The organism is Caulobacter sp. FV1ye6ST (assembly GCF_058681225.1).
Map to the genome: position 1 here is coordinate 3,298,695 of NZ_CM178733.1, position 25,430 is coordinate 3,324,124.

Below are 25,430 nucleotides of genomic sequence, written 5' to 3' on the forward strand. Positions count from 1 at the left end.
AAATTCGTCATCGTTCGGCGGATGACCGCGGGCCATTCCTGACGCAATCTCTCCCCCATGGCTGGCACGACCTTCGACACCCGACGCGCGCAGATGTTTCCCCGGCTGGAGGCGGCCGAGATCGATCGGCTGCGCCGCTTTGGCCAGGTGATCCACGCGGAGGCCGGGTCGGCCCTGGCCACGGCCGGCGTCGCCTCGCCCGGCCTGATCGTGATCCTGGCCGGCCGGGTGGCGATCAGCCGCCGCGACGCCCACGACGAGCACCAGACGATCGTCGAGCATGACGCCGGCCAGTTCGTCGGCGAGATCGCCCAGCTTTCTGGCCGCCCGTCCCTGGTCGACGTCAAGGCCCTCACCCAGGTCGAGGCCCTGCTGATCGCCCCCGAACGGCTGCGCGCCGTGCTGGTCGCCGAGGCCGAATTGGGCGAACAGATCATGCGCGCCCTGATCCTGCGCCGCGTCAGCCTGATCGAGACCGGGGCCGGCGGCCCGATCATCATCGGCCGCGAAGCCGACGCGGAGGTCATCCGCCTGTCGGGCTTCCTGGCGCGCAACGGCCATCCCTACCAGCACCTCGACCCCGACCAGATGGACTGCGCCAGGGTGCTGATCGAGCGCTTCCAGGTCGACGACAGCGAGCTGCCGATCGTGCTGTGTCCGAACGGCGAGATCCTGCGAAAGCCCACCAATCACCAGTTGGGCCGCTGCATCGGCCTGGTCGGACCGATCGACGCCAACCGCCTCTATGATGTCGCCATCGTCGGAGCGGGCCCGGCCGGCCTGGCCACCGCCGTCTACGCCGCCTCGGAGGGGCTGTCGGTGCTGGTGCTGGACACCCGCGCCTTTGGCGGCCAGGCCGGCGCCTCGGCGCGGATCGAGAACTATCTGGGCTTCCCCACCGGCATCACCGGCATGGCCCTGATGGGCCGCGCCTATGGCCAGGCCCAGAAGTTCGGGGCCGAGCTGGCCATTCCCGACGAGGTCGCCTCGCTGGTCTGCGACGACGACGGCCAGCACCGCTATCGCCTGGCCCTCGCCAGCGGCGAGACCGCGCAAGCCAAGACCGTGGTCATCGCCAGCGGCGCCCGTTATCGCCGGCTGGAGGTCGAGAACCTGGATCGCTTCGAAGGCGCCTGCGTCCACTACTGGGCCTCGCCGCTGGAGGCCAAGCTGTGCGCCGGCCAGGAGGTCGCCCTGGTCGGAGCCGGCAATTCGGCGGGCCAGGCGGCGGTCTACCTGGCCAGCCAGGTCAAGAAGGTCTGGATGATCGTGCGCGGCGAGAGCCTGGCGGCGACCATGTCCCGCTACCTGATCGACCGCATCGAGAGCACGCCCAATATCGAGGTCATCGTCAAAAGCGCAATCGTCGACCTGGAAGGCGAGGACGGCAAGCCCAACCAGCTGTCGGCCGTGCGCTGGCGCGGTCCGGACGGCGTCGAGACCGTCCAGGCGATCAGCCACCTCTTCCTGTTCATCGGCGCCGCGCCCAACACCGCCTGGCTGACCCACTGCCATGTCGAGCTGGACAATCACGGCTTCGTCCGCACCGGGGCCGACCTGGCGCCCGGCCACCCGCTGCTGCAGACCAGCCGCAAGGGCGTGTTCGCGATCGGCGACGTGCGGGCCGGCTCGGTCAAGCGCGTCGGGGCCGCCATCGGCGAAGGCGCCCAGGCCGTCGCCGCCATCCACGCCTATCTCGCCGAAGCCTGAGGAGCCCTTTGATGTCTTGCACGCACGGCGACGCCATCCATCACGTCACGCCCAGCGCCAAGGGCTGCGAGGAGTGCCTGAAGACCGGCGGCTGGTGGGTTCACCTGCGCCTGTGCCGGACCTGCGGCCATGTCGGCTGCTGCGACGACAGCCCCAGCAAGCACGCCACCGCCCACTTCCGCGCGACCAAGCATCCGATCATCGAGGGCTACGACCCGCCCGAGGGCTGGGGCTGGTGCTTCATGGACGAAGAGTTCGTCGAATTGCCGGACCAGACGCCTCAGGTCGGACCGATCCCGCGCTTCGTCGAGGGCTGAGCGCGCGCCGGCGCCCTCCCGCCGGTGGAGCCGGCAGGCTTGGGGAGGCGGCGGAGCGTCCGGGCAGGGCCCGGAGGATGGGGTAGAGAAATACCGTTTCGGCCGAGGCCGGAGCGCTCCGCGTGACCGTTGGTCGTGAGCCTTCGGCGCGCGGGGTCTTAACCCGCTTCCGACAGTGGCCCCCGGCGGGCGGAGGAAGATGCGTTCCCTCCGGACCGCGCGGGCGATTTCAGCCCGCGCCTGCCGCGCCGATCGACCCTCGCCGCTGGATTTTCGTCCCGATGTTTCAGGGAACCCGTCCAGATCCGTCACGAGGGCGGCCCGAAGGCCACGACCAGCGCTTCCCGCTCGATCACCCCCGCCGCGCCTTCGGTCGCCAGCTGAACGCCCTCCCCCGCGACGGGGCAAGGAGAAGTATGGGCGAGGTTTTGAGGGCGATGCGTCGAATTTGAGCGGGCTCGTGGGATGTGGGGGTAAGGTGTTGATCTTGCTTGGATCGTGCGCGTCAGTTCCCGTGCATCGATGGGAATTGCTGCTCACTGTCAATCGACAGCAGACCCAACGAAACTCCGCTTTCGACCCATTGCGGAAGTTGCGCAGAGCCGTTTGTCCACCACGAGTCTGGGCTGTAGGTTGGCGTCGACAAAGGATTTCAGATGCCCGCTGTGAAGACGCGCGTACCCTTCACGATCAAGATCGCGATTTCGATTTGGCTGATATTTATGGTGCTTCAAGCGCTGGCGATCGCGTCCACGCTGGTGAGCGCGCAGATCAACCCGCTTGAGTTGTCCTGGCGGGTCACGGTCTTCTGTGGCCTTGGATACCAAGTCTACGCCGCCAGCCGCCTCAGTCGCTGGAGCGTACTGGTCCACACCCTCGTCTATGGCAGCGTGACTGTCAGGCGCTATCTGCGTGATCCTGATTGGACGCAGCACTATCCTATGCTGGGCGTATTCGTGGATATTATCCCTTGGGCCGCCGTTGCTCTGCTCGTTGCAGTTCATTGGCGGAAATTGAATTGGTCTCCCCTAGGTCTCCCAATCGAAAAAGCTCAAAACGAACCACTTAGCGATGTCGCCGACCCGAGCCGCAGGACGGGGCGCCGCGGGCAAACGCGCTTGAAGCCATAAAGCAGCTCCTCCGGGAGGATTGGGATCCGATTGGTATGATGCCTCATCTGCCGGCTGACGAGTACGACTCCTATGCGACGCAGGTGTTCTCCAAACTCAAAGCAGGCGCGTCGATTGAAGAGGTCGCTAACTATCTAAGCAGCGTCGATATGGGCGGAGAGCCAGATCACGACCGTGATCGCCTAGTCGCTGAGAAGGCCGCCGCGATCATGGCCAACGTAAAGGCGGCTTAGCGCCCGCAACCCACCCATTGCGGAACCGGCCGACTTCGGGTCCATCATCGCCCGATGGAACCTCTTACGCTTGATCTCTCCGACACGCGTTGGAGCGAACTCCAAGGCGCCTTCCGGCGATCGTATGACGCCAGGCCTGCGCTTCGTCGGCTTTCCTCGGGGGATGCGGCCGCTTGGGAGGAATTCTGGGAGGAGTTGCACCATCAGGGCGACGTAGGCGAAGCGTCATACGCCGCGATCCCAGCGATCGTGCGCATCTATGCCAAGCAGCTGCGGCCCGATTGGAACGTGTACGCCCTCGCGGCAACAATTGAAGAAGCCCGGCACGGCGGCGATAACCCCGCGATGCCGGCGTGGTTGGCCGTCGACTACAAGCGGGGATGGGCGGAGCTGGAGGCTCGGGCGCTGGCGGAGCTGCCATCGGCGCGCGACGACGACTTAGTGAGCAGCATCCTGGCCGTGCTCGCCCTCGCGAAGGGGAAGCGGACACTCGCGAGAATGGCCCTGCTCAGCGAAGACGAGCGCCAGGAGATGTTCGACGCCGTTGGATGGGGCTGATGTCGACGTCGGTTTTCCACCCAAGTCAGACATTGGCCCACAGCAAAAGGCCCCGGAGATTGCTCTCCGGGGCCTTCGCTTAGATCAGTTCAGCTGTCGCTGAGATCGGTCGATTACTCGACGATCTTGGCGACGACGCCGGCGCCGACCGTGCGGCCGCCTTCGCGGATGGCGAAGCGCAGGCCTTGGTCCATGGCGATCGGGGTGATCAGCTCGACGTCCAGCTCGGCGTTGTCGCCCGGCATGATCATTTCCACGCCTTCCTTCAGCTTGATGATGCCGGTGACATCGGTCGTGCGGAAGTAGAACTGCGGACGGTAGTTGGTGAAGAACGGGGTGTGACGGCCGCCTTCTTCCTTGTTCAGGATGTAGGCCTCGGCCACGAACTTCGTGTGCGGGGTGATCGAACCCGGCTTGCACAGCACTTGGCCGCGCTCGACGTCTTCACGCTTGGTGCCGCGCAGCAGCACGCCCACGTTGTCGCCGGCTTGACCTTGGTCCAGCAGCTTGCGGAACATTTCGACGCCCGTGCAGGTTGTCTTCTGAACCGGACGGATGCCGACGATTTCGACTTCCTCGCCGACCTTCACGATGCCCTTTTCGATACGGCCCGTGACCACGGTGCCGCGGCCCGAGATCGAGAACACGTCTTCGACCGGCATCAGGAACGGCAGGTCAACGGGGCGTTCCGGCTGCGGGATGTAGGCGTCGACCGAAGCCATCAGCGCCAGGATCGCCTCTTCGCCGATCTTGGCGTCGCGGCCTTCGACCGCGGCCAGGGCCGAACCCTTGGTGATCGGAATGTCGTCGCCCGGGAACTGGTAGCTGCTCAGCAGCTCGCGCACTTCCATTTCGACGAGCTCCAGCAGCTCTTCGTCGTCGACCATGTCGACCTTGTTCATGAACACCACCAGAGCCGGCACGCCGACCTGACGGGCCAGCAGGATGTGCTCGCGGGTCTGCGGCATCGGGCCGTCGGCGGCCGACACGACCAGGATCGCGCCGTCCATCTGGGCCGCGCCCGTGATCATGTTCTTCACGTAGTCGGCGTGGCCGGGGCAGTCGACGTGCGCGTAGTGACGGTTGGCCGTCTCATACTCGACGTGCGCGGTGTTGATCGTGATGCCGCGGGCCTTTTCTTCCGGCGCGGCGTCGATGTCGGCGTAGTTCTTGGCGGTCGCGCCGCCCGACTTCGCCAGCGTGATCGTGATCGCCGCCGTCAGCGTCGTCTTGCCATGGTCAACGTGACCGATGGTGCCGATGTTGCAGTGCGGCTTAGTGCGTTCGAACTTTTCCTTGGCCATCGTCTCTACCTTCGCGCCGGCGGGTGTTGTTGGGGTAACTCATATGGGGAGCTGGAGCGGGTAGCGGGAATCGAACCCGCATCCTCAGCTTGGAAGGCTGCTGCACTACCATTGTGCTATACCCGCCCAGTACCAGATCGGGGTGTCACCCAATCGTGGGCTAGCGGGGTCGCGATCGGCTCCCGGTCTTACGGCTCTGGGACCCATCTTGCCTTCAGGACGCGCCCGTCTCGGAACTCGTCGCGTGCATGGTGGGGGAAGCAGGACTCGAACCTGCGAAGGCGTACGCCAGGGGATTTACAGTCCCCCCCCTTTGCCACTCGGGACATTCCCCCAAGCACGCGACGGAGTTCCGAAGCCGGCGGCCTTTAGCCGGTTCGATGCGCAACAGCAAGCCGTTGAACTTCGAACCAGAACAAAAGCTTCTTTGGACGGTGACGGACGATGCTAAGAGCAGCGCCGGCCGGCTAAGAAACCCTTGGGGCCCCAAATCGGAGCGCGTCTTATAGTGTCCTCTCATTCCGAACGCAACGACCGGAAACGTCCTTCTGCACCCGGACGCGATTTTCGTTCCAAGCCCCGGAATAAAAACGAGTTTTCTCGCGGGCAAGGCGACGCCAAGGACTGGATCTGGGGGACTCACGCCGTCGAGGCGGCGCTTTCCAACCCCCTGCGGCCGGCGCCGAAGCGCCTTCTGGCGACCCCTGACCGCGCCAAGCGACTCGGCCCCGATCTGCAGAAGCTGGCCTGCCTGCAGGTGATGGAAGGCCAGGAGATCGCCAAGCACCTGCCCCAAGGCGCCGTGCACCAGGGCCTGGCGCTGAAGATCGACGAGGCCGAGTCGCTGTCGATCGCCGAGATGGGCTCGCCGGCCAAGGGCCTGCTGGTCATGCTGGACCAGATCACCGACCCGCAGAACATCGGCGCCATCTTCCGGTCGGCCGCCGCCTTCGGCGCCAAGGGCGTGATCCTGCAGGACCGCCACGCCCCGGTGCTGTCCGGCGTGCTGGCCAAGACCGCTGTCGGGGCGGTGGACAAGGTCGCGCACGCGCGCGTTGTCAATCTTTCACGCGCCCTGGAGGAACTGGCCGACATGGGCTGGCGCGCCGTGGCCCTGGCCGGCGAGGCCGAGGAAAGCCTGGAGGCCGTCCTCGACCACCAGCCCACCGTGCTCGTTCTGGGTTCGGAGGGCGAAGGCGTTCGTCGTCTTGTCGCGGAACACTGCGACGCCTTGGGAAAGATACCCATGCCGGGCGGTTTCGAGAGCCTGAACGTGTCCGCCGCGGCGGCCATCGCGCTCTACGAGGCCTCGAAAGTTCGCGCGGCGGACGAAACTGTTTCGTGAATCCTTCTTAACCGTTTTGATTTCGTCGCAGGCACGTGCTCTTCTCGCGAACAATGGTCCGCGAGCGCTTGCTCGTGGAGGAGTTAGACATGGGATCGGGGGACCCGATGTTTGGACGTAAGGTACGCTTGGCCGCCTTGGCCACCACGGCGGTCGGCGTTCTCGCGCTCGCCGGCTGCAGCGCGGGGGATCCGGTAAACGCGCCGCCGCCGTCCAGCGACCGCCAGGATGCGTCCATGACGCCGGAGCTGATGGGGGCTCCGCCGCCGCCCAGCGCCGAACAGGCCCAGGACGGCCTGCTGGGCGGTCCGAGCCAGGCCCAGGCCCAGGCCCAGGCCCGCGCCGACGCCGGCGTGACCTCCAGCCCGCTGCCGCCGCCGTCGCGCAACTCGCATCTGAAGACCTGGCGCCGTCCGGACGGCACGCTGGTCACGGCCATGCGCCCGATCGCCAATCCGAGGGGCGCCAGCCGCTACGAGCCGAAGCCGCATCGCGTCCACGCGACGATCCCGGCCGCTCACGCCGCGCCGAAGCCGGTCATCCAGTCCGCGCCGAAGCCGGCGCCCAAGCCCATGGTCGTCGCCAAGCCGGTGACGCCCAAGACCGTGGCGCCGGCCCCCGCGCCCGTACAAGCCGTCAAGCCGGCCGTGCCCGCCGCGCCGCTGGCCAAGCCGCCCGTCGTGGCCGCCAAGCCGGTGGCTCCGCCCGTTCCCGCGAAGCCCGCGACCAAGCTCGAGCAACTGCAGGCCGTCGTCGCGCCCGCCGCCACCAATGGAGCGGTCCTGGCCGCCGGCGAGAGCCTGGGCAAGAACCAGCCCGGGCAGGTGACCCTGTCGCTGCCGGCCACGCTGGGCGACCTGATCAAGCAGGAAGCCGCCAAGCTGGGCCTGACCAAGGCCGCCAAGAAGACCAGCGCCTATGCAGAGCTGTCGGGCGACGGCTATGAAGTCACGCCGAACGGTCGCCAGACGGCGGTCCTCAAGCCGGGCGAGCCGACAACCTTCGCCTGGCAGGTCAAGCCGGGTCCGGAGGCCAAGGGCCAGCTGAAGTCTCGGTTCGGCCTCGAGCTGAACGGCGCCAAGACCCCGCAAGGCTTCTCGCTGGGCGAGATCAGCAAGCGCGTCGCAGCCCTGCCTGAACAGGCCAAGAAGGGCGTCGGCAAGCTCGACCTGGGCGCCCTGAACGGCAATATCTCGCTGCCGGGCCTCGGCGCCGTGCCGATCAAGACCGCGCTGGGCGTGGCCCTGGTGCTGCTGGCGCTGATCATCCTGGTCGGCGTCTCGCGCAGCGCCTCATCGGCGCGTCGGCGCGCCGAACGCCAGCGCAAGTACCGCACCCTGACCGACTACGGCCGCAATGAGATGGAATACGAGCAGGAGCAGCACGCCCCGGCCTCGACCCACGTCTCGCACGTCAACCCGTTCCTGGCCGCGGCCGGTGGCGCGGTGGCGGGCGCCGCGGTCGCTTCGGCGGTCTCGCATCATGACGACCACGGTCATGGCCATGACGATCACGGCCAGGGCCATGACAGCCATGGCCACGACGCTCTTGCTCATGACGACCATGGCCATGCGGCGCACGACGGCCACGGCCACGACCTGCACGCCGAGGCTCATCCCGAGCCGCACGCGCCGGCCGAACATGTTTCGTACGTGAACCCGATGGTCGCCGCCGCCTCGCCCCCCCCGGCCAACCATGACGACCATCATGGCGAACAGCCCGCGGCTCATGACGAACCCGTCCACGCCGCGCCAGGTCATGAGGCTCACGCCGAAGGGCATCACGACGCCCACCACAAGGAACCCGAGCCCGCCCACTAGGGCCCGCGCCGGACGAAAAAGCGACGCCCCGGATCGATGGTCCGGGGCGTCGTCGTATTTGCGGTGGACCGGCTCTTTTTGCGCCTTGCATCCCCGCGCGCCTCACCGCATTGAGGATACATGTTCGAAACGCTGACGGCCCATCTGGGCGGCCTGCAAGGCCCTCTGACCGCTCTGCTGCAAGTGCTGATGATCGACCTGGTCCTGGCCGGCGACAACGCCGTGGCCGTTGGCCTGGCGGCGGGCGGCCTGCCGCCCAAGGACCGCAAGAAGGTCATTCTCTACGGCCTGGGCGCGGCGGTCGTGCTGCGGATCAGCTTCGCCCTGATCACCACCTGGCTGCTGGGCGTCATCGGCCTGCTGCTGGCCGGCGGCTTCCTGCTGCTGTGGGTGTGTTGGAAGATGTGGCGCGAGCTGCGCGAGCAGGCCGCCAACGCCGACGCCATGGCCTCGATCGACGGCGATGACAGCACCGAACCGCGGACCCGGCCCGCCAAGTCGTTCAAGCAGGCCTTCATCCAGGTGCTGATCGCCGACGTCTCGATGTCGCTGGACAATGTGCTGGCCGTGGCCGGCGCGGCGCGCGAGCACCCGGGCATCCTGATCTTCGGCCTGCTGCTGTCGATCGCCCTGATGGGCCTGGCCGCCAGCGCCATCGCCAACCTGCTGCACAAGCACCGCTGGATCGGCTTCATCGGCCTGGCGATCGTGCTCTACGTCGCCGTCCACATGATCTGGGAAGGCCACCGCAGCGTGGTCATGGACCTGAACCAGACGGCCGCCTACAACGCCGCCGCCCCGGCTCCCCTCGACATCAAGCCGGAAGAGCTGGCCCAGCACAACAAGCACAAGTAGGGCCGAGGATCTCGCCCGAGGATTACGCTCAGCGCGCCGGCAACGGCGGCAGGTCCAACCGCCGCAGGTCGGCCATCTTCACGTAGAGCCGCAGGATCGCGTGGTGGCGCGCGGTGTCGTCCCGCGCCTCGACCGCCTCGTGCAGCCCGATCAGCGCCGTCCGCAGCGCCGCGTTGACGCGGTCGAGCGACGAGAGGGTGACCTCGTCCGTGGACGGAAGGCGCGCGACGTCCAGCCCGTATTCGGCAGCCGCCTCGGTCAAAGCCGCGCGGATCAGAGCGTTCTCGTCGACCCGCGCAGCCGCGCCGCGCTCGGCCTCCTGGGCGGCCAGCAGCGACAGCAGGGCCACCAGCCCGACCTTGCCGGCCATGAACTCGCCCTGCTGTTCGGGCGGTCCGGGATCGGCCATGCACATGAAGTTGCCGACCAGGATGTCGGGCAGGCTTGGGGTCATGACAGATCCTCCAGACGCAGCATCGCGGCGGCCAGGATCTGGTCGTGCCGCCGGGCCGTGTACCAGCCCGACACCGCCAGGATCGGCTCCTTGAAGCCGCCATCGCGATATTCCTTGGCCGCCGAGGTCCAGATCGCCTGACCCTTCACGGCCGCGAACAGCGACCACCAGGCCAGGGCCTCCTCATCGACCGTGAGACCGCTGGCCTTCGACCAGATGGTGAGGGCTTCGTCGCGCGGGATCATGGCGGCGACGGTCGTCGTGTCGAAAGGGTTCCACAGCGGATCGATGGCCCAGGCCAGGTCCTCCAGCGGATCGCCCAGATGGACCATTTCCCAGTCCAGCACCGCCAGGATGCGGCCGTCCGGCGCGTGCAGGAAATTGCCGCCGCGATAATCGCCGTGCACCACCCGCACCGCGCTGGGCGGCGGCGGCGGCCGGCGGCGCAACAGCCGGATGGCGGCGCGGACAATCGGTTGGGGATGCTGCTCGTCGGCCTCGATCACGGCGGCCCAGTGGTCGACGGCGATCCGCCAACAGTCGTCGGGCGCGGGCGCCTCGGCGACCTTCGCCAACGGCAGGCCGGCGGGATCGGCGCCCGCTATGCGGCCCAGGATGTCGAAGAACGCCTCGCCGACCGTCCGGGCGTGGGCGCCATAAGGCATCGCCGTGAACGGCGAGACCACCGTCCCGCCCTCAACCCGCTCCATGATGAAGAACGGCCGCTCCAGCTCCGCGCCCTCGGCGTCCATGGCGATGGGGCGTGGCGCGGGCACGCGATCGTGGAAACTCTCCAGGGCCAGGTATTCCAGGCCGCGGTCGGTCTCGATCAGGCTGCCGGGCGGGTCGCGGCGCAGGATCAGGGGCTTGGTCTCGCCACCCACATTCGCGACGAAACGATAGGTCTCCCGACTGGCGCCGCCAGGGATGCGCGAGAGGTCGGAGCCCGCGACCGGCTGGCCCCAGGTCCGGGCGAGATACGCCTCCAAGCGTTCAGCCAAGCTCATCGAGAGGGGGCCGCTCAAGGGGCCATGTCCAGGATCGAGGCGAAGCCCGAGGTCGCGTGCGGACCGATGGCCAGTTGCTCGAAGACGCCCCTGCCCTTTCGCGAGCGGCCCGCGCCGTCGACATAGGTCACATCGCTCAGCGCCTGGACGTGCAGCAGATGGGGCATCTTGCGGTCCAAGTCGGCGGTGACGAAGTCCTCCCGCTCGACCTTCAGCTCGCCTTGGTTGAGGCCATGCCCCCAGACGGGGTGGTTGTAGCCCAGGCCCAGCATGAAGAACTCGGTCTTGGGCTCGATCATCATCGTCCCGTCGGCGCCCAGGTCCAGTGTCGCGGCGGACGCGTGGCGCGTGCCGCTCTTCCACTCGATGACGCAGGACGACCGCGCGAAGCCGCCGAAATCGTTCTCGCGTCCGCCGTCTTCCAGCCAGAGCGCGCGACGGTTCCAGGCCCGGCCCAGTTCGTCGTCATTGGTGTGGAAGAACAGGCTGCCGTCGTCGAAATTGCACGGCGCCCATAGCCAGAAGAACTGCGGCGGCATCGGCGGCGCCAGCTCTTGCGGGTCGCGCGCGCCAACGGGCCGCACGCCCCACGAGCGGTCGCGGGTGCCGACAAAGCCGTCCACACTGGTCCGCGCGCCGTCGACCTCGATCCAGCCGCTATAGCGGCCATTCTGGGTGAGGCGGGTGTAGTCGAGCAGCGTGCGCGGGCCGTTGCGGCGGACGAAGCGCGGCTCCTCGATCGGGAAGGATCGGCCCTCGAAGACGATCTCGGCGGTTAGGCCCTGCTCCGGCGCAGAGACGGTCAGCTTCAGGCGTTTCAGAGGCTCAAGAACGTCGATGGCGATCGGTCCGACCGTCAGGTCCATCCGCTCCATCTTCAGCCAGCGGCTGGCGTGCAGATTGACCTGCTTGCCGTCCTTCATCACGCAAAAGGCCGCGTCCGCGATGTTGAGATGCGGATAGACCCCGAACGCGGCGGCGAAGAACAGGTCGTTCCCGTCGCCCCGCGCCGCATAGCCGTTGAAGAAGTATCGGTCGTAGAAGTTCCGATCCGTCCCGGCATAGGCCACGGGCTCGGGCGTCTGATGGATCGGGTAGTCGTCGCCCCAGGTGAGCGCCATGCCGTCCTCCCTTCTGGACGCGCGAACGCTCTGGCTGCTTACGGAGCCGGCTTCGCTTTACGTCCAGATGAACGACGTTAAGGTCGCGCTCGACGATTGCAACGGTGACGGAGCGTAAGCCGATGGAGGGATGGACTCCCCGGACCTGGACTGGCCTGGCGGCGCTGAGCGGCCTGCTGTCCGTGGCCTTCGGCGCCTTCGCCGCCCACGGCATCGAGGGCTGGAAAGCCGTCGAGTGGCTGAAGACCGGCGCGCAGTATCAGATGGTCCACGCCCTGGCGGTGTTTGGCGCCTTCGCCCTGCATCGGGCCGGGGCCAAGGGCATGGGCCTGGTCACGGCGCTGTTCTTCGTCGGGACGCTGGTGTTTTCGGGCTCGCTCTACGCCATGGCCCTGGGCGCGCCGAGGATCCTGGGCGCCATCACGCCGATCGGCGGACTGTCGTTCATGGTCGGGTGGGCGCTGATGGCCTGGCGCGGCTTCTCCATGCCGTCCAACCCCTAGGTCCTTTCAGGCCCGAGGCTTCTTCCCGCCGGGCAAGGCCAGGAAGAAGATCGCCAGGGCCGAGCCGACCAGGCAGGCGAACATCACCCCGGCCACCGGACGCGGCGTGCCGTCGTGCAACAGCCCGCCAGCCCAAGACGCCAGGGCCCCCGCGCCGAACGAGCTCGAGCCCATCAGCGCCGAGATCGAGCCGGCCCGGCGCGGATCCACGCTAAGCGCCCCGGCCATGGTGTTGCCGCCCATCAGGCCATAGATCGACAGGGCCGCGAACAGCAGGGGCAGCACGATCCACTGGCCGCCCCAGCCGGTCCAGGCCGCCAGGGTCAGCAGGAGGGCCGCGACCATCGAGGCGATGCTCGCCTTGCCCAAAACCTCGTCCGGCAGGTTGCGGCGCAGCAGCAGGCGGTTGACCTGGCTGGCCCCGATGATGCCGACGGCGTTGAAGGCGAATATCAGGTTGAAGACAAGCGGCGTGTGGCCATAGGTCCCCATCACCAGGTCCGGCGCGCCCGAGATGTAGGTGAACAACACCGCCCCGTTCAGCGCCCCGGCGATCGCGTAGCCCAACAGCCGGCGCATGCCCAGGAGTGCGACATAGGCCTTCAGTGGGTTCTCCGAGCGCGCCTGGGCCAAGGTCTCCGCCGAGCGGGACTCCTTCAGGCTGGCCAACACCCAGGCTCCGACCGCCAGGCCGAAGCCGACCTGGACCCAGAACACGCCCCGCCAACCAGCGAACGCCTGGATCACGCCACCCAGCTGCGGCGCCAGGACCGGCGCCAGCCCCATGATCAGCATCATCAGCGACAGCACCCGGGCCGTGTCGGTGTGACTGAAGCGATCGCGCACGACCGCGCGCGCCACCACGGCTCCGGCGCATCCGCCCAAGGCCTGGACGAAGCGCGCGCCGATCAGGGCGTGGATGCTTGGCGCCAGGGCGCAGGCCAGCGACGCGACGACATAGACGCCGATGCCCGTCAGCAGGGGACCGCGCCGCCCCAGACGGTCCGACAGGGGGCCATAGACGAACTGACCGATGGCCATGCCCGCGAAGAAGGCCGCCAGCGTGGCCTGCGTTTGGTCCGGCCGCGCCGAGAGGGTGCGACCGATATCGGGCAGACTGGACAAATACATGTCGATCGACATCGGCGCGAAGGCCGTCAGCGCGCCGAGAAGCAGGACAAGACGCCACGGAACGGCGGCGGGCGGCGGGACGGTGTCGGTCATGGCGGGCCTTCTACGCCCTTTGAACCTTACGGAAACCTGAAATGACGCTTGCCCGGACCCGCGGTGGGCTCCAGGGTGATCGCCAATCACCTAGAAACGCGGGGAGACGAGCGGTCATGACGGTCACGAATCCGGGTCTGCCCGAGCCCCAGTACGCCGATATCAACGGCATCCGCATGGCCTATTACGAAGCCGGTCCGCGCCACGGTGTCCCCATTGTCTTCTGCCACGGCTTTCCGGAGCTGGCCTTCTCGTGGCGCCACCAGATCGCCGCCCTGGCCGCCGCCGGCCGCTGGGTGATCGCCCCCGACCAGCGCGGCTATGGCCTGACCCCGGGTCCGGAAGCGGTCGAAGCCTATGACATGGATCACCTGACCGGCGACCTCGTCGGGCTGCTGGACCACCTGGGCGTGGAGAAGGCGATCTTCGCCGGCCATGACTGGGGCGGCATCATCGTCTGGCAGATGCCGTTGCTGCATCCGGATCGCGTGGCCGGGATCATCGGCCTCAACACCCCCTTCACGCCGCGCCTGCCGCTGGACCCGATCGAGATGTTCCGCAACGCCTATGGCGAGGACATGTACATCGTCCACTTCCAGAAGCCGGGCGAGGCCGACGCTCGGCTGGGCGCGGATCCGGAGCGGACGATCCGCTTCTTCATGCGCAAGCCCAAGAGTTCGCAGGACGAGTTCCTGGGCCGCCCGGCCGAACGCCGGAGCCTGGCCCTGCAGGACGCCCTGCTCCACTACGACCCGGCGACCGACGACAACCAGTTCCTGGAGCCCGACGAACTGGCCTTCTTCGTCGACGCCTTCAAGCGCACCGGCTTCACCGGCGGCATCAACTGGTACCGCAACTTCACCCGCAACTGGGAGAAGGCCGAGAGCCTGCCCCGCCGGATCGATGGCGTCCCCTGCCTGATGATCATGGCCGAACTGGACGTCGTCCTGCCGCCGGCCATGGCCGACCGCATGGGCGATCAGATCTCGGACCTGGAGAAGGTGCTGATCGAAGGCAGTGGTCACTGGACCCAGCAGGAGAAGCCGGCCGAGGTCAACGCCGCGATCCTGGACTGGATGGAGCGCCGCTTCCCGATCTAGTTCCGCGCCGCGATCATCTGCTCGGCCCGCCGCCGCATAGCGGCGGCCAATTGCAGCATGGCCAGGGCCGAGACCTCGTCGCGCTCGCCCGCGCGCAGGCTGTAGACGCTGGCCATGGCGAACAGCGCCTCGGCGCGGTCGACACCCTCGGCCCCGAACATCTCGCCGATCTGCCGGTCCAGTTCGGCCTGTTGCTTAGGGTTCAGCATCGCGAGCAGTTCGTCGTCGGAATAGTCTTCTGGCGCGGGCTGAGTCATGGCCGGCAACATACAGAACCGGACGAAAGGCGAAAACCTCAAGGGTCCGCCCAAGCGGACCCGTGTGTTTCATTGACGAAAGGCCTGCTTTTCCGACGCGAGGAAAATCCCCACGATCGGGCGGGCCTTTTGCTTTCCTCCGTTCACAGCCGGCGGAAAAACACGTTAGGTTCGTCTCATGGATCGTAACGCTTCCGCCGCCGCCATGAGTTCCGTTGGCCGTCGGGGCCTCTTCCGCGAGGTCGAGCCCTTCTCGTTCGGCTGGATGCCGACCGGCGGTCCGCACGAGATCTACTACGAGGAATGCGGCAATCCGCGCGGCAAGCCCTGCGTGATCCTGCACGGCGGCCCGGGCGGCGCGGTCAACCCGACCATGCGGCGGTTCTTCGACCCGGCCAAGTGGCGCATGACCCTGTTCGATCAGCGCGGCTGCGGCCGCTCGCGTCCGAACGCCAGCCTCGAGGACAACTCGACCTGGAGCCTGATCGAGGACATCGAGCGCCTGCGCGAGCACCTGGGCGTCGAGAAATGGACCGTGTTCGGCGGCTCCTGGGGCTCGACCCTGGCCCTGGCCTACGCCATCAAGCACCCCGACCGCGTGGACGGCCTGGTCTTGCGCGGCATCTTCCTGCTGACCGAGCGCGAGCTGGGCTGGTTCTACCAGGACGGCGCCTCGATGCTGTTCCCGGACGCCTGGGAGCGGTTCCTGGCGCCGATCCCCGAGGAGGAGCGCGGCGACCTGATGGCCGCCTATCACCGCCGCCTCACCGCCCCGGACCGCCGCGTGCAGTTGGAAGCCGCCGCCGCCTGGAGCCAGTGGGAAGGCGACACCATCTCGCTACGCGGCCCGGACGCCCGCCCCCCGAAGTTCAATGAAGAGGACTTCGCGATCGCCTTCGCGCGGATCGAGTGCCACTTCTTCACCCACAAGGGCTTCTTCGAGCACGACGGCTGGATCCTGAAGAACATCGACAAGATCCGCCACATCCCCGGCTGGATCGTCCAGGGCCGGTTCGACGTGGTGACGCCCTTGGATAGTGCCTGGAAGCTGCACAGGGCCTGGCCCGAGGCGCGCTTCGACATCGTCTGGGACGCGGGCCACGCCTCGACCGAGCCAGGCGTCATCGACGGGCTGATCCGGGCGACCGAGGCGGCGCTGGTCTCTTAGAGACCAGCCAGCCTTACATCAACGAGCCCTTGCCGCTCGTCACTTCGGTATAGCGATGCACCCGCACGGCCTGGACGAGGCCGAAGCCGACCATGACCGTCAGCATCACGGTGCCGCCGTAGGACAGCATCGGCATCGGCACGCCGACGACGGGGGCCAGGCCCATGACCATGGCGCCGTTGATCAGCACGTACAGCGAGAAGGTCGCCGTCACCCCGGCCGCGGCCAGGCGTCCGAAGTGGCTGTGACTGATCGAGGCGATCCGCAGGGCCATGAAGATCACCGCGCCGTACAGGAACAGCACGCCGAAACAGCCGACGAAGCCGAACTCCTCGGCCAGGGTGGCGAAGATGAAGTCGGTCTGTTTCTCGGGCAGGAAGTTGAGCTGGCTCTGCGAGCCCAGGCCGAAGCCCTTGCCCAGCAGGCCGCCGGAGCCCAGGGCGATCTTGGACTGCAGGATGTGATAGCCGTCGCCGGACGGGTCCTGCTCGGGGTTCAGGAAGGTCAGTATCCGATTTCGCTGGTAGTCATGCAATCCGAACATGATGAACGGCGGAATGGCCACGGCCGCCATCGCGCCCAGGGCCGCGATCACCCGCCAGGAGAGGCCGGCCAGCATCATGATCGCCCCGCCCGTGGCGGCGATCAGGATGGCGGTGCCCAGGTCAGGCTGCTTGGCGACCAGCAGGAACGGCACGCCGATCATCGCCGCCGGGATCAGCAGGCGCCAGGACAGCCGGGCGCTGTCAGACGACAGGCCATGATAATAGCGGGCCAGCGCCAGCACGAGGCCGATCTTCATCACCTCTGACGGCTGGAAGCGGAGTGGACCCAACTGCAGCCAGCGCTGGGCGCCCAGCGAGATATCGCCGACCAGATCGACGGCCACCAGCAGGACGAGGCCGATGCCATAGATCGGATAGGCCGCCGCGAACCACCAGCGCAGGTCGCACATGGCCAAGGCGATCATGATGATGAAATAGACGCCGAAGCGCAGCAGATGCTTGTCGGCCCAGGGCTCCCAAGAGGCCCCGGCGATCGAGAACAGCATCAGGCCGCCGACGCCGGCGATCATCGCCAGCACCAGGCAGAAGGTCCAGTCGACCTCCATGAACTTGATGATCGGCCGGTCGCGTTCGCCGGGCCGGGTCAGGCCGCCGCTCAAGGTCATCTTTGCCCTCCCTGGGGCGTGGTCGGCGGAACGGTCGGCGGGGCGCCGACATCGGGCGCTGGCGGCGCGGCGCCTTCGACGGGATCGTCCGGCGCGACGCCTTCCATGACGTCTTCCGGGGCGACTTCGGGCAGCGGCGCGGGGCTCTCGATGCGGGCGCGGATCTCGGGATCCTTCAGCAGAGCCACCCGCATGACCTCGCGGGCGCGCGGCGCGCCGGCGGTCGCGCCGCCCAGACCGCCGTGTTCTATGATGACCGCCACGGCGTAGCGCGGGTCGTCATACGGGGCGAAGGCCACGAACAGGTTGTGGTCCTTCAGCCGCCAGGTCGTGGCGTAGCCCTTGCGGTTCTTGACCCCGTCATAGCTGCGAACCTGTGCGGTGCCGGTCTTGCCGGCCATCTGCACGTCGCCCAGGCCCAGTTGGCTCTGCTTGTAGGCCGTGCCGCGCACATCGTTGGCCACGGCCGCCATGCCGCCGCGGACATAGTTGAGGTGCTCGGTGGAGAACGGAAGGTCGGGCACGGCGGCGCCGCTGGGCTGCTCCACCCCGCCCACCGACTTGATCAGACGCGGGACCAGCGCCTTCTTGCCGTTGGCCAGGCGCGAGACCATCACCGCCAGTTGCAGGGCGTTGACCGTCAAGGCTCCCTGCCCGATCCCGTAGCTTGGCGTCTCGCCCGGAAACCAGGTCTGGTTGGCCGGATTCTTCTTGAACGCCCGCTTCTTCCAGGCCGGGTCGGGGACATTGCCCTTCTTCTGGCCAGGAATGCCGATGTCGTAGATCTGGCCAAAGCCCATGGCCCGCGCGGCATTGGCGATGGCGTCGGGACCGATCTTCAACGACGTCTGGTAGAAATAGATGTCGCAGGAATTCTTGATCGCCTCGTGCAGGTTCTGCGAGCCGTGGCCGCGCGGCTCCCAGCACCGCCATGTCCGGCCGCCATAGTACCAGCTGCCGCCGCAGTTGACGCGGACCTCGGGATTGATGCCGGCGGTCAGCGCCGCCAGCCCCACGGTCGGCTTGAAGGTCGAGCCCGGCGGGAACACCCCAGTCAGCGACTTGTCGAGCATCGGCTTGCGCTCGTATTCGGCCAGCGCCTTGTACTCGGCGCCCGACAGGCCCTTGACGAAGCGGTTGGCGTCGAAGCTGGGGGCCGAGACCATGGCCAGCAGGTCGCCGTTGCGCACGTCCATCACGACGATGGCGCCGCTTTCCTCGCCCATCACCTCGAGGGCGCGGTTCTGGATATCGGCGTCCAGGGTCAGCAGGATTTCCTTGCCCGGGGTCGGCGGCACGTCGCCGGCCGGGTCGAGACGCACGACACGCCCCTGGGCGTCGACCTCGGTCTTGGTGGCGCCGGCGCGACCGCGCAGCGCCTTGTCGAACGCCTTCTCGACGCCCTGCTTGCCGATCCGGAAGCCCGGATGGTGCAGCAGTTCCTGGTCCTGGGTCTTGTCCCCCTTGGCCGCCTCGAGATCGCGGTCCGAGACCTTGGCGACATAGCCGATCACGTGGGCGAAAGCGCCGCCGAAGGGATAGACCCGCACCTCGCCCATGTCGGCGGTGACGCTGGGCAGTTCCGGCGCGCGGATGTTGACGCGTGAGAACTCCTCCCAGGAGAGGTCCTCCATGACCACCACCGGAGCCTTTCGCGGGGCGCGGTCCAGCTCCTTGAGGACGCGGGCGCGGCGCGAACCGTCGATCGGGACCAGCTTGGCCAGGTCATCCATGACCGACTCGGCGTCCAGGCCCTTGTCCTTGTTGATGATCAGCCGGAAGTTCGGCCGGTTGGACGCCAGCGATACGCCGTTTCGGTCTCGGATCAGGCCGCGCGGCGGCGGCACCAGGCGGTAGTTGAACTGGTTGCCGGCCGATAGCTTCTGGTAGCGCTGGGCCTCGACCAACTGCAGCTGGGCCAGACGAGCGCCCAGGGCCAGCAAGCCGCCGCCCGTCAGGCCGCCCAGCAGGAACGCGCGCCGGTGGAAGACCCCCTGACGCTCATTGACCTCGAAGAAGAAGATGGACGGTTCGCTCATGGTCTCACCGGAACCGCACGTCGGCGTCCTCGAAGCGATCGACCAGGCGGTGGGCGAAAGGGAACAGCAGCGCCGTGACCAGGAACTGCCAGAATACGGCCAGCAGGCTGGGCATGGCCAGGCTGTCGAGCATGGTGAACAGGAAGCCGCCGATCATGGCGACGCCCGTGACCCCGGCGAACCAAGCCCACATCATCGGCCGGCTCTGGCCGGTCATGGCGTTGCGCAGGATAAGAACCATGGCGTAGGCGACCAGCAGCGACAGGCCCCACAGGCCCGTGGGCCCGCCCCAGAAGATGTCCAGGAACAGGCCGAGGATCAACAGCGCGAATGGAGCCAGGATGGAGGGGCGGATCATCGCCCAGGCGAAGGCCGGGACCATGGCGAACACCGGCTCCGGCAGTTGCAGGCCCCAGATGCGGATCGGCGCGGCGAACAGGATCGTCGCGAAAATGCTCAGAAGCATCGGCACGCCCAGCCAACGGACGGGATTGAGCGCTCGCCCGCCGCTCATGCTCATCGCGGCGTTCCCGTCGCCGCGGGCGGCGCGGCCGTGGCGGGCTTGGGCGCGACCGGCTTCGGCGTCGCGGGCTTCGGGGCCGCTGGCTTGGGCTGAGCCGCGGCGGGCGGCGCCGGCGTCGTAGCCGGCGGAGACGCGGTGGTCGCCGCGGGCTTGGGCGCGGGCGCCGGGGCGGACAGGATCGAGGTCTGCGGATCCTCGGTCGTCACCGGCGGCAGGGACTTGGCCTCCAACTGCTTCTCGTCGGCCAGCTGGGAGAAGTCCTTGAACAGCAGGATGCGGATGTAGTCGATCGACGACTGGTCGGCGAACAGCACCACGCGCCAACGACCGTCCAGACCCTTGACCGCGGCGCCTACCGGGAGGCCGCGCGGCACCACGCCGCCGTCACCCGAGGTGACGACACGGTCGCCCTGCTGGATCGGATCGACGCCGCGTAGATATTCCAGCTTGGGATTGGGGCCGCCGTCGCCGGTCAGGATGGCGCGGGCGTTGGTGCGGTCGATCATCACCGGCGTGCGCGAAGCGATGTCGGTCAGCAGCAGCACCCGGCTGGCGCCGCGCGAGACGCCGACCACGCGACCGACCAGGCCGCGCTCGTTGAGAACGGGATTGCCGACCTCGACACCCCGTTCCGAGCCGGTGTCGGCCAGACGAGTATTGGCGAAGGGACCGCGGCTGTCGGCCACCACCCGGGCCGAGGCCATCGGGATCGGCGGATCGGTGCGCAGGCCTAGCAGACTCTTGAATCGCTCGTTCTGGTCGTGAAGGTCCAGGGCGCGGTCGCGCCACTGACGCATCTCGGCCAGCTCGGTCTTCAGGCGACGGTTCTCCGAGGCAATGAAGAAGTAGCTGCGGACATAGTCCAGGCCCAGGCCCGTCCAGCGGCCCGGCGCGGCGATGGCGCCGCTGACCGGCCGGGAGACGACGTCCACCGTCTGGCGGGTGACGCCATAGGCCTGCTCCTGGAGGGTCTCGCGACGATCGGCCAGCAGGAAGGCGACAGCGATGACAGCCGCGACGATCAGGGCCACCGCCGCCGTCCAGGTAAGCGGCACTTTCAGGTCGCCAAGGGGACCTTCGCGAAAGGGCACGTACTTTCTCCCGACGCCCCCCAGGCGCCTCTAGAGCAATACCGGCTTTAGGCCAGCGTGGATTCCAGGACGCCCTTCATCCACTTCGGATGCTCGAGAACCTTGCCGCAGCCCAGGGCCACGCACGACAGCGGATCATCGGCCACGGTGACCGGCAGACCGGTGTGGTCGCGGATCTCGGCGTCCAGACCGCGCAGCAGCGCGCCGCCGCCGGTCAGCATGATGCCCTTGTCGGCGATATCGCTGGCCAGTTCCGGCGGCGTGGCTTCCAGGGCCACCTTCACGGCCTCGACGATCTGCCCGACCGGTTCGGCCAGGGCGTCGGCCGCCTGCTTTTCCGAGATGCGGACTTCGCGCGGCACGCCCTGCATCAGGTCGCGGCCCTTGACGTCGATCGACAGCCCCTCGCCGTCGGCCGGCGCGCGGGCGGTGCCGATTTCCTTCTTGATGCGCTCGGCGGTCGTCTCGCCGATCAGCAGGTTATGGTGGCGACGCATGTAGCTGATGATCGCCTCGTCCATCTTGTCGCCGCCGACGCGGACCGAGCGCGAATAGACGATGCCCGACAGCGACAGCACGGCCACCTCGGTGGTGCCGCCGCCGATGTCGACGACCATCGAGCCGGTCGGCTCATGGATCGGCAGGCCGGCGCCGATCGCGGCGGCCATCGGCTCGTCGATCAGGCCGACGCGACGGGCAGAGGCGTTTAGGCAGCTGTCATTGATGGCGCGGCGTTCCACGGCGGTGGCGCCCGACGGCACGCACACGATCACCTTCGGGTTCACGAAGCCCTTGCGGTTGTGAACCTTGCGGATGAAGTACTTGATCATCTCCTCGGCGACTTCGAAGTCGGCGATGACGCCGTCGCGCATCGGGCGGATGGCTTCCATGTGGCCCGGGGTGCGGCCCAGCATCTGCTTGGCCTCGATGCCCACGGCGTGGACGATCTTGCGACCGCCGACATTGCGCAGGGCCACCACCGACGGTTCATTCAGAACGATCCCCTTGCCCTTCATGTAGATGAGGGTGTTGGCCGTGCCGAGGTCGATGGCGATGTCGTTCGAGATCACGCCGAAGAGGGAAGAAAACATTGAAAGCCCTGACTGAGGGGTAGGAGGGGCGTTACAGGCGGTAGAAATAGGACGTCAGATCGGAAGAAGAAGGCCGTTTCCGTCCCTGAGACGGGGTCGACGGAGAAGAAAAGGCTCCTACTTCAATTCGATGCGAGGACAACATGATTCCCGCATTTGGCGGATTTCGATCCAGCCGACAGGCCTCGCCGCTCGACGGGAGCGCGGCCCCCTGGCCGCGCCGTCGTCCGAACGGCCAAAAGCACGCCGACGCCCGCCCGTGTGCCCTGCGAAAGCGTTGAATTCAAGGTCTATTCGCGGGGTTTTCGAAGGCTTTTGCGGCCAAGTTGGCCAAGCACCCGAACATGGCGAAATCTAGCCCAGCGCGGCCATGACGACCCCGACGGCCGTTATGCCGCAGGCGCCCACTTGGAAGAGCGTCAGACGCTCCTTGAACAGACGACGTCCGGCGATGGCCGCGACCGGTATTTCGACCACCCCGACCGCCCTCACCGGCCCGACGGGCGACAAGGCCATGGCCGTGAACCACAGGCCGGAGGCCGCCGCGCCGCAGAACCCCGCGCCCAGCGACTGCCGCCAGGCGGCGACCACCGCTCTGAGCGAGTCCGGATCGCGCCAGGCCAGGTAGCTGGTCAGGGCGATCGTCTGGATGGCCTGCACCACCAGCACCGTCGTGAAGGCGGCGGCCGGCGGGTGGACAGGATCCAGGGCCAGGGCCGCTTGCCGGAAGCAGTTGGCGCACAGGGCGAAGGCCGCGCCCGAGACCAAGCCGGCCAGCACCGCGCCCCGGCGGATGACCACCTCGCCGCGCGGCCACGACAGGGCGGCCAGCCCGCCGGTCGCGATCAGTCCGCCAGCCCAGGCGACCGGGCCGACATGGTCCTTGAACACCAGCGCCCCGAAGATCAGCGCGAACGGCAGGCCGCTCTGCTGCAAGGCGGTGCCCAGAGCGAACGACGAGCGCTGCATCGCCGTCAGCATGGCCGCCGTCGCGCCGATCTGGAACGCAGCGCCGGCGACGCAGGCGACCCAGAACCGGGCGTGCGGGTGGAAATCCAGCCCCGGCGTCGCCAGCACGGCGATCAGGGCGAAGACGGCGGCGAACGGCAGGCCGAACAGGAAACGGACCAGGGTGGCGCCCCACGGCCCCGCCCCACCCATGATCGAGCGCTGGGCCGCGTTGCGCGCCACCTGGAAGACCGTGGCGACGATGGTGATGGGGATCCAGATCATCGGTGATCCTTACGTCGCCCTTAGGCGGACGCTCTGGTTTCGCATGGAGCCCTTATGCGCTGCGGGCGCAAGACAGGCGGCGTTCGTCGCCCGGTGCGACTTCAAGAAGGCTTACCGACCATGTCGCCCCACCCACTCCGTCAGGCCGCTCAGTTCCTGCTGGGCGTTCCGACCGACGGGATCAATCCCGCCCTGGACCGTATGCTGGACCTCGCCGAGGCCACGCCGCTGTGCTTCGTGGCGGTCGCCGGCCCTGGCGCGGGCGAAGCCATGTGCCAGCTGTGGCGTCGCGGCTATCAGCGCGTCGAGGCCGCGCGCCGTGCCACCTGCGGGGCGGCCGACGAGCGCAGCGACGTGCTGCTGGTGCTGGACTGCCCTACCCTGCACGACGCCCGCGCCGTCATCGCCGCGACCTACGGCATACTGCGCCCCGGCGGGACGCTGGTCGTGGACGCCAGCGCCCTGCTGGACGAAACGCTCCGCGGAGCGCTCGCCGACAGTCTGCGGGAACTGGGGCTGGACGTGCAGCCCCAGGCGCACCTGGGGGCCGAGATCCTGGCGACGCGGCCGTTCAGCTCGCGTCGCGTCGCTTAGAAGCCGCTGGCGATCGCCGCTTCCGGCCGGCTCTTTTCCTTGCGGGCGAAGAGGTTGTTCAGCGCGTTGACATACGCCTTGGCCGAGGCGGTGAGCGTGTCGGTGTCGGCGGCCGCGCCGGTGGCGATGCGGCCGTCCTCTTCCAGACGCACCGAGACCTGGGCCTGGGCGTCGGTGCCCTCGGTCACCGCATGCACCTGGAACAGGCGCAGGGCGGCCTCGTGGGGCACGATCTTGTGGATCGCGTTGAACACGGCGTCCACCGGACCGTCGCCCGTGGCCTCGGCCGTCTTCGATTGGCCGTCGACATCCAGGGTCAGCTCGGCCGACTGGCCGTCGGTGCCGGCCACCACGCGCAGGTGCGAGACGCGAATCTTCTCCGAGCCGCGCGCCAGGGCGTCGTCGACCAGGGCGATGATGTCGTCGTCGTAGACGTGCTTCTTGCGATCGGCCAGGTCCTTGAAGCGGCCGAAGGCTTCCTTCAGCGCGTTCTCGCCCAGTTCGTAGCCCAGGTCCTTCAGCTTGGCGCGGAAGGCGTGACTGCCCGAGTGCTTGCCCATGACCAGGCTCGACGGGGCCTGGCCCACCGACTCCGGCGTCATGATCTCATAGGTCTCGCGGTTCTTGAGCATGCCGTCCTGGTGGATGCCGCTCTCGTGCGCGAAGGCGTTCTTGCCGACGATGGCCTTGTTGTACTGCACCGGGAAGCCGGTAATGGCCGAGACGTAGCGGCTGGCGCGGGTGATGTGGGTGGTGTCGATGCCGGTCTGGAAGGGCAGACGGTCGCCGCGCACCTTCAGGGCCATGACGATCTCTTCCAGCGCGGCGTTGCCGGCGCGCTCGCCCAGGCCGTTCACGGCGCACTCGACCTGCCGGGCCCCGCCCTGCACGCCGGCCAGGCTGTTGGCGACGGCCAGGCCCAGGTCGTTGTGGCAGTGGGTCGAGAAGATCACCTTGTCGGCGCCCTCGACGTTGTTGACCATCCAGCTGAACAGGTCGGCGTATTCCGACGGATAGGTGTAGCCGACGGTGTCGGGCAGGTTGATCGTCGTGGCGCCGGCCTTGATGGCGGTCTCGGTGGCGCGGCGCAGGAACTCGCGGTCGCTGCGGGTGGCGTCCTCGGCCGACCACTCGACGTCGTCGCGCAGGTTGCGGGCGTGGGCCACCGAGCGGGCGATCACGTCGATGACGGCGTCCGGCTCCATCTGCAGCTTGTGCTTCATGTGCAGGTCGGACGTGGCGATGACCACGTGGATCCGGCCGCGCTGGGTGGGCTTCAGGGCCTCGGCGCAGCGGTCGATGTCGACCTGGTGGGCGCGGCACAGGCCGGCGATGGTCGAGTTCTTGACGATCTTGGCCACCTCGCGGACGGCCTCGAAGTCGCCGTTCGAGGCGATCGGGAAGCCGGCCTCGATGATGTCGACCCCCATCTCCTCGAGGATCTTGGCCAGTTCCAGCTTCTCTTCCAGCGACATCGAGGCGCCGGGCGACTGCTCGCCGTCGCGCATGGTGGTGTCGAAAATGACGACGTTGTCGCGCTTGTCGAAAGCTGCGGTCGGTACGGAAGTCATGGGAATACTCG

Annotated in this window: 25 protein-coding genes and 2 tRNA genes; 12 read left to right on the top strand and 15 right to left on the bottom strand. The window is 67.8% G+C overall.

The genetic code is table 11. From position 1 onward, the window contains the following. Positions 1–57 precede the first annotated feature (57 nt). From ACW175_RS15910 to ACW175_RS15930, 5 genes are all read left to right on the top strand, one after another. Positions 58–1,710, top strand: coding sequence for an FAD-dependent oxidoreductase (locus tag ACW175_RS15910; protein ID WP_492100997.1), 1,653 nt, complete (start codon positions 58–60; stop codon positions 1,708–1,710). Between the two features lie 11 nt (positions 1,711–1,721). Further along, complete coding sequence (locus tag ACW175_RS15915) at positions 1,722–2,027, top strand: UBP-type zinc finger domain-containing protein (protein WP_492100998.1); 306 nt, start codon at positions 1,722–1,724, stop codon at positions 2,025–2,027. Between the two features lie 656 nt (positions 2,028–2,683). Next, positions 2,684–3,157 (top strand): hypothetical protein, encoded by a 474-nt coding sequence (locus tag ACW175_RS15920; RefSeq protein ID WP_492100999.1) that lies wholly within the window; start codon positions 2,684–2,686, stop codon positions 3,155–3,157. A 35-nt stretch (positions 3,158–3,192) separates the two neighbouring features. Then, complete coding sequence (locus tag ACW175_RS15925) at positions 3,193–3,390, top strand: hypothetical protein (protein WP_492101000.1); 198 nt, start codon at positions 3,193–3,195, stop codon at positions 3,388–3,390. A 249-nt stretch (positions 3,391–3,639) separates the two neighbouring features. Next, positions 3,640–3,948: a hypothetical protein gene (locus tag ACW175_RS15930; RefSeq protein WP_492101001.1), complete on the top strand. Its 309-nt coding sequence runs from the start codon at positions 3,640–3,642 to the stop codon at positions 3,946–3,948. 113 nt (positions 3,949–4,061) lie between these two features. Here ACW175_RS15930 and tuf read toward each other — a convergent pair whose 3' ends face one another. The 3 genes from tuf to ACW175_RS15945 form a co-directional block, all read right to left on the bottom strand. Next, positions 4,062–5,252 carry an elongation factor Tu gene (tuf, locus tag ACW175_RS15935; protein ID WP_096051670.1) on the bottom strand — a complete coding sequence of 397 codons (1,191 nt, stop codon included), beginning with the start codon at positions 5,250–5,252 and terminating at the stop codon, positions 4,062–4,064. 52 nt (positions 5,253–5,304) lie between these two features. Further along, a tRNA-Gly gene (locus ACW175_RS15940) sits at positions 5,305–5,378 on the bottom strand. Between the two features lie 123 nt (positions 5,379–5,501). Then, positions 5,502–5,587 (bottom strand) — tRNA-Tyr (locus ACW175_RS15945). Between the two features lie 173 nt (positions 5,588–5,760). Here ACW175_RS15945 and rlmB point away from each other — a divergent pair. The 3 genes from rlmB (at position 5,761) to ACW175_RS15960 (ending at position 9,272) form a co-directional block, all read left to right on the top strand. Beyond that, the gene (gene rlmB, locus ACW175_RS15950) at positions 5,761–6,597 is read left to right on the top strand and encodes a 23S rRNA (guanosine(2251)-2'-O)-methyltransferase RlmB (RefSeq protein WP_492101002.1); all 837 of its coding nucleotides are present in this window, start codon (positions 5,761–5,763) and stop codon (positions 6,595–6,597) included. A 107-nt stretch (positions 6,598–6,704) separates the two neighbouring features. Beyond that, entirely contained in the window at positions 6,705–8,417 is a 1,713-nt protein-coding gene (gene stpX / locus ACW175_RS15955) for a stalk-specific protein StpX (RefSeq protein ID WP_492101003.1), read from the top strand. Between the two features lie 120 nt (positions 8,418–8,537). Further along, on the top strand, positions 8,538–9,272 hold the full coding sequence (locus tag ACW175_RS15960; RefSeq protein ID WP_492101004.1) for a TerC family protein: 735 nt from the start codon (positions 8,538–8,540) through the stop codon (positions 9,270–9,272). A gap of 28 nt (positions 9,273–9,300) precedes the next feature. Here ACW175_RS15960 and ACW175_RS15965 read toward each other — a convergent pair whose 3' ends face one another. Genes ACW175_RS15965 through ACW175_RS15975 form a run of 3 tightly spaced genes read right to left on the bottom strand, consistent with a single transcriptional unit; the run spans position 9,301 to position 11,854 of the window. After that, on the bottom strand, positions 9,301–9,726 hold the full coding sequence (locus ACW175_RS15965) for a hypothetical protein (RefSeq protein ID WP_492101005.1): 426 nt from the start codon (positions 9,724–9,726) through the stop codon (positions 9,301–9,303). Then, positions 9,723–10,733: a phosphotransferase family protein gene (locus ACW175_RS15970; protein WP_492104978.1), complete on the bottom strand. Its 1,011-nt coding sequence runs from the start codon at positions 10,731–10,733 to the stop codon at positions 9,723–9,725. Before ACW175_RS15970 ends, ACW175_RS15965 begins: the two co-directional genes overlap by 4 nt. Before the next feature lie 14 nt (positions 10,734–10,747). Then, positions 10,748–11,854, bottom strand: coding sequence for an Rv3169 family protein (locus ACW175_RS15975; protein ID WP_492101006.1), 1,107 nt, complete (start codon positions 11,852–11,854; stop codon positions 10,748–10,750). A 122-nt stretch (positions 11,855–11,976) separates the two neighbouring features. On the opposite strand from ACW175_RS15975, the gene ACW175_RS15980 reads away from it, so the two are divergent. Further along, positions 11,977–12,357: a DUF423 domain-containing protein gene (locus ACW175_RS15980; protein WP_492104979.1), complete on the top strand. Its 381-nt coding sequence runs from the start codon at positions 11,977–11,979 to the stop codon at positions 12,355–12,357. A gap of 6 nt (positions 12,358–12,363) precedes the next feature. Here the strand turns inward: ACW175_RS15980 and ACW175_RS15985 are convergent, their stop codons facing one another. Then, positions 12,364–13,581: a multidrug effflux MFS transporter gene (locus ACW175_RS15985; RefSeq protein WP_492101007.1), complete on the bottom strand. Its 1,218-nt coding sequence runs from the start codon at positions 13,579–13,581 to the stop codon at positions 12,364–12,366. Positions 13,582–13,697: 116 nt separating this feature from the next. Between ACW175_RS15985 and ACW175_RS15990 the strand changes: the two genes are divergently transcribed. Beyond that, positions 13,698–14,681: an alpha/beta fold hydrolase gene (locus tag ACW175_RS15990; protein WP_492101008.1), complete on the top strand. Its 984-nt coding sequence runs from the start codon at positions 13,698–13,700 to the stop codon at positions 14,679–14,681. Here the strand turns inward: ACW175_RS15990 and ACW175_RS15995 are convergent. Then, complete coding sequence (locus tag ACW175_RS15995) at positions 14,678–14,938, bottom strand: low temperature requirement protein A (protein ID WP_492101009.1); 261 nt, start codon at positions 14,936–14,938, stop codon at positions 14,678–14,680. The two genes, ACW175_RS15990 and ACW175_RS15995, sit on opposite strands and share 4 nt — an antisense overlap. A 178-nt stretch (positions 14,939–15,116) precedes the next feature. Between ACW175_RS15995 and pip the strand changes: the two genes are divergently transcribed. Beyond that, on the top strand, positions 15,117–16,106 hold the full coding sequence (gene pip, locus ACW175_RS16000) for a prolyl aminopeptidase (RefSeq protein WP_492101010.1): 990 nt from the start codon (positions 15,117–15,119) through the stop codon (positions 16,104–16,106). Between the two features lie 13 nt (positions 16,107–16,119). Here the strand turns inward: pip and rodA are convergent, their stop codons facing one another. From rodA to ACW175_RS16030, 6 genes are all read right to left on the bottom strand, one after another. Continuing rightward, positions 16,120–17,277: a rod shape-determining protein RodA gene (gene rodA, locus ACW175_RS16005; RefSeq protein ID WP_492101011.1), complete on the bottom strand. Its 1,158-nt coding sequence runs from the start codon at positions 17,275–17,277 to the stop codon at positions 16,120–16,122. Further along, entirely contained in the window at positions 17,274–19,316 is a 2,043-nt protein-coding gene (gene mrdA / locus ACW175_RS16010) for a penicillin-binding protein 2 (protein WP_492101012.1), read from the bottom strand. The genes rodA and mrdA overlap by 4 nt, the downstream gene beginning before the upstream one ends. 4 nt (positions 19,317–19,320) lie before the next feature. Continuing rightward, positions 19,321–19,836, bottom strand: a complete 516-nt coding sequence (locus tag ACW175_RS16015) for a hypothetical protein (protein WP_492101013.1) — start codon at positions 19,834–19,836, stop codon at positions 19,321–19,323. Beyond that, on the bottom strand, positions 19,833–20,930 hold the full coding sequence (mreC, locus tag ACW175_RS16020) for a rod shape-determining protein MreC (RefSeq protein WP_492101014.1): 1,098 nt from the start codon (positions 20,928–20,930) through the stop codon (positions 19,833–19,835). Before mreC ends, ACW175_RS16015 begins: the two co-directional genes overlap by 4 nt. 47 nt (positions 20,931–20,977) lie before the next feature. Further along, positions 20,978–22,021 carry a rod shape-determining protein gene (locus ACW175_RS16025; RefSeq protein ID WP_004623009.1) on the bottom strand — a complete coding sequence of 348 codons (1,044 nt, stop codon included), beginning with the start codon at positions 22,019–22,021 and terminating at the stop codon, positions 20,978–20,980. Positions 22,022–22,375: 354 nt separating this feature from the next. Further along, complete coding sequence (locus ACW175_RS16030; protein WP_492101015.1) at positions 22,376–23,254, bottom strand: DMT family transporter; 879 nt, start codon at positions 23,252–23,254, stop codon at positions 22,376–22,378. Positions 23,255–23,374: 120 nt separating this feature from the next. Between ACW175_RS16030 and ACW175_RS16035 the strand changes: the two genes are divergently transcribed. Beyond that, positions 23,375–23,848 carry a hypothetical protein gene (locus tag ACW175_RS16035; protein ID WP_492101016.1) on the top strand — a complete coding sequence of 158 codons (474 nt, stop codon included), beginning with the start codon at positions 23,375–23,377 and terminating at the stop codon, positions 23,846–23,848. Here ACW175_RS16035 and ACW175_RS16040 read toward each other — a convergent pair. Beyond that, positions 23,845–25,419: a 2-isopropylmalate synthase gene (locus tag ACW175_RS16040; RefSeq protein WP_492101017.1), complete on the bottom strand. Its 1,575-nt coding sequence runs from the start codon at positions 25,417–25,419 to the stop codon at positions 23,845–23,847. The genes ACW175_RS16035 and ACW175_RS16040 overlap by 4 nt on opposite strands. Positions 25,420–25,430 lie beyond the last annotated feature (11 nt).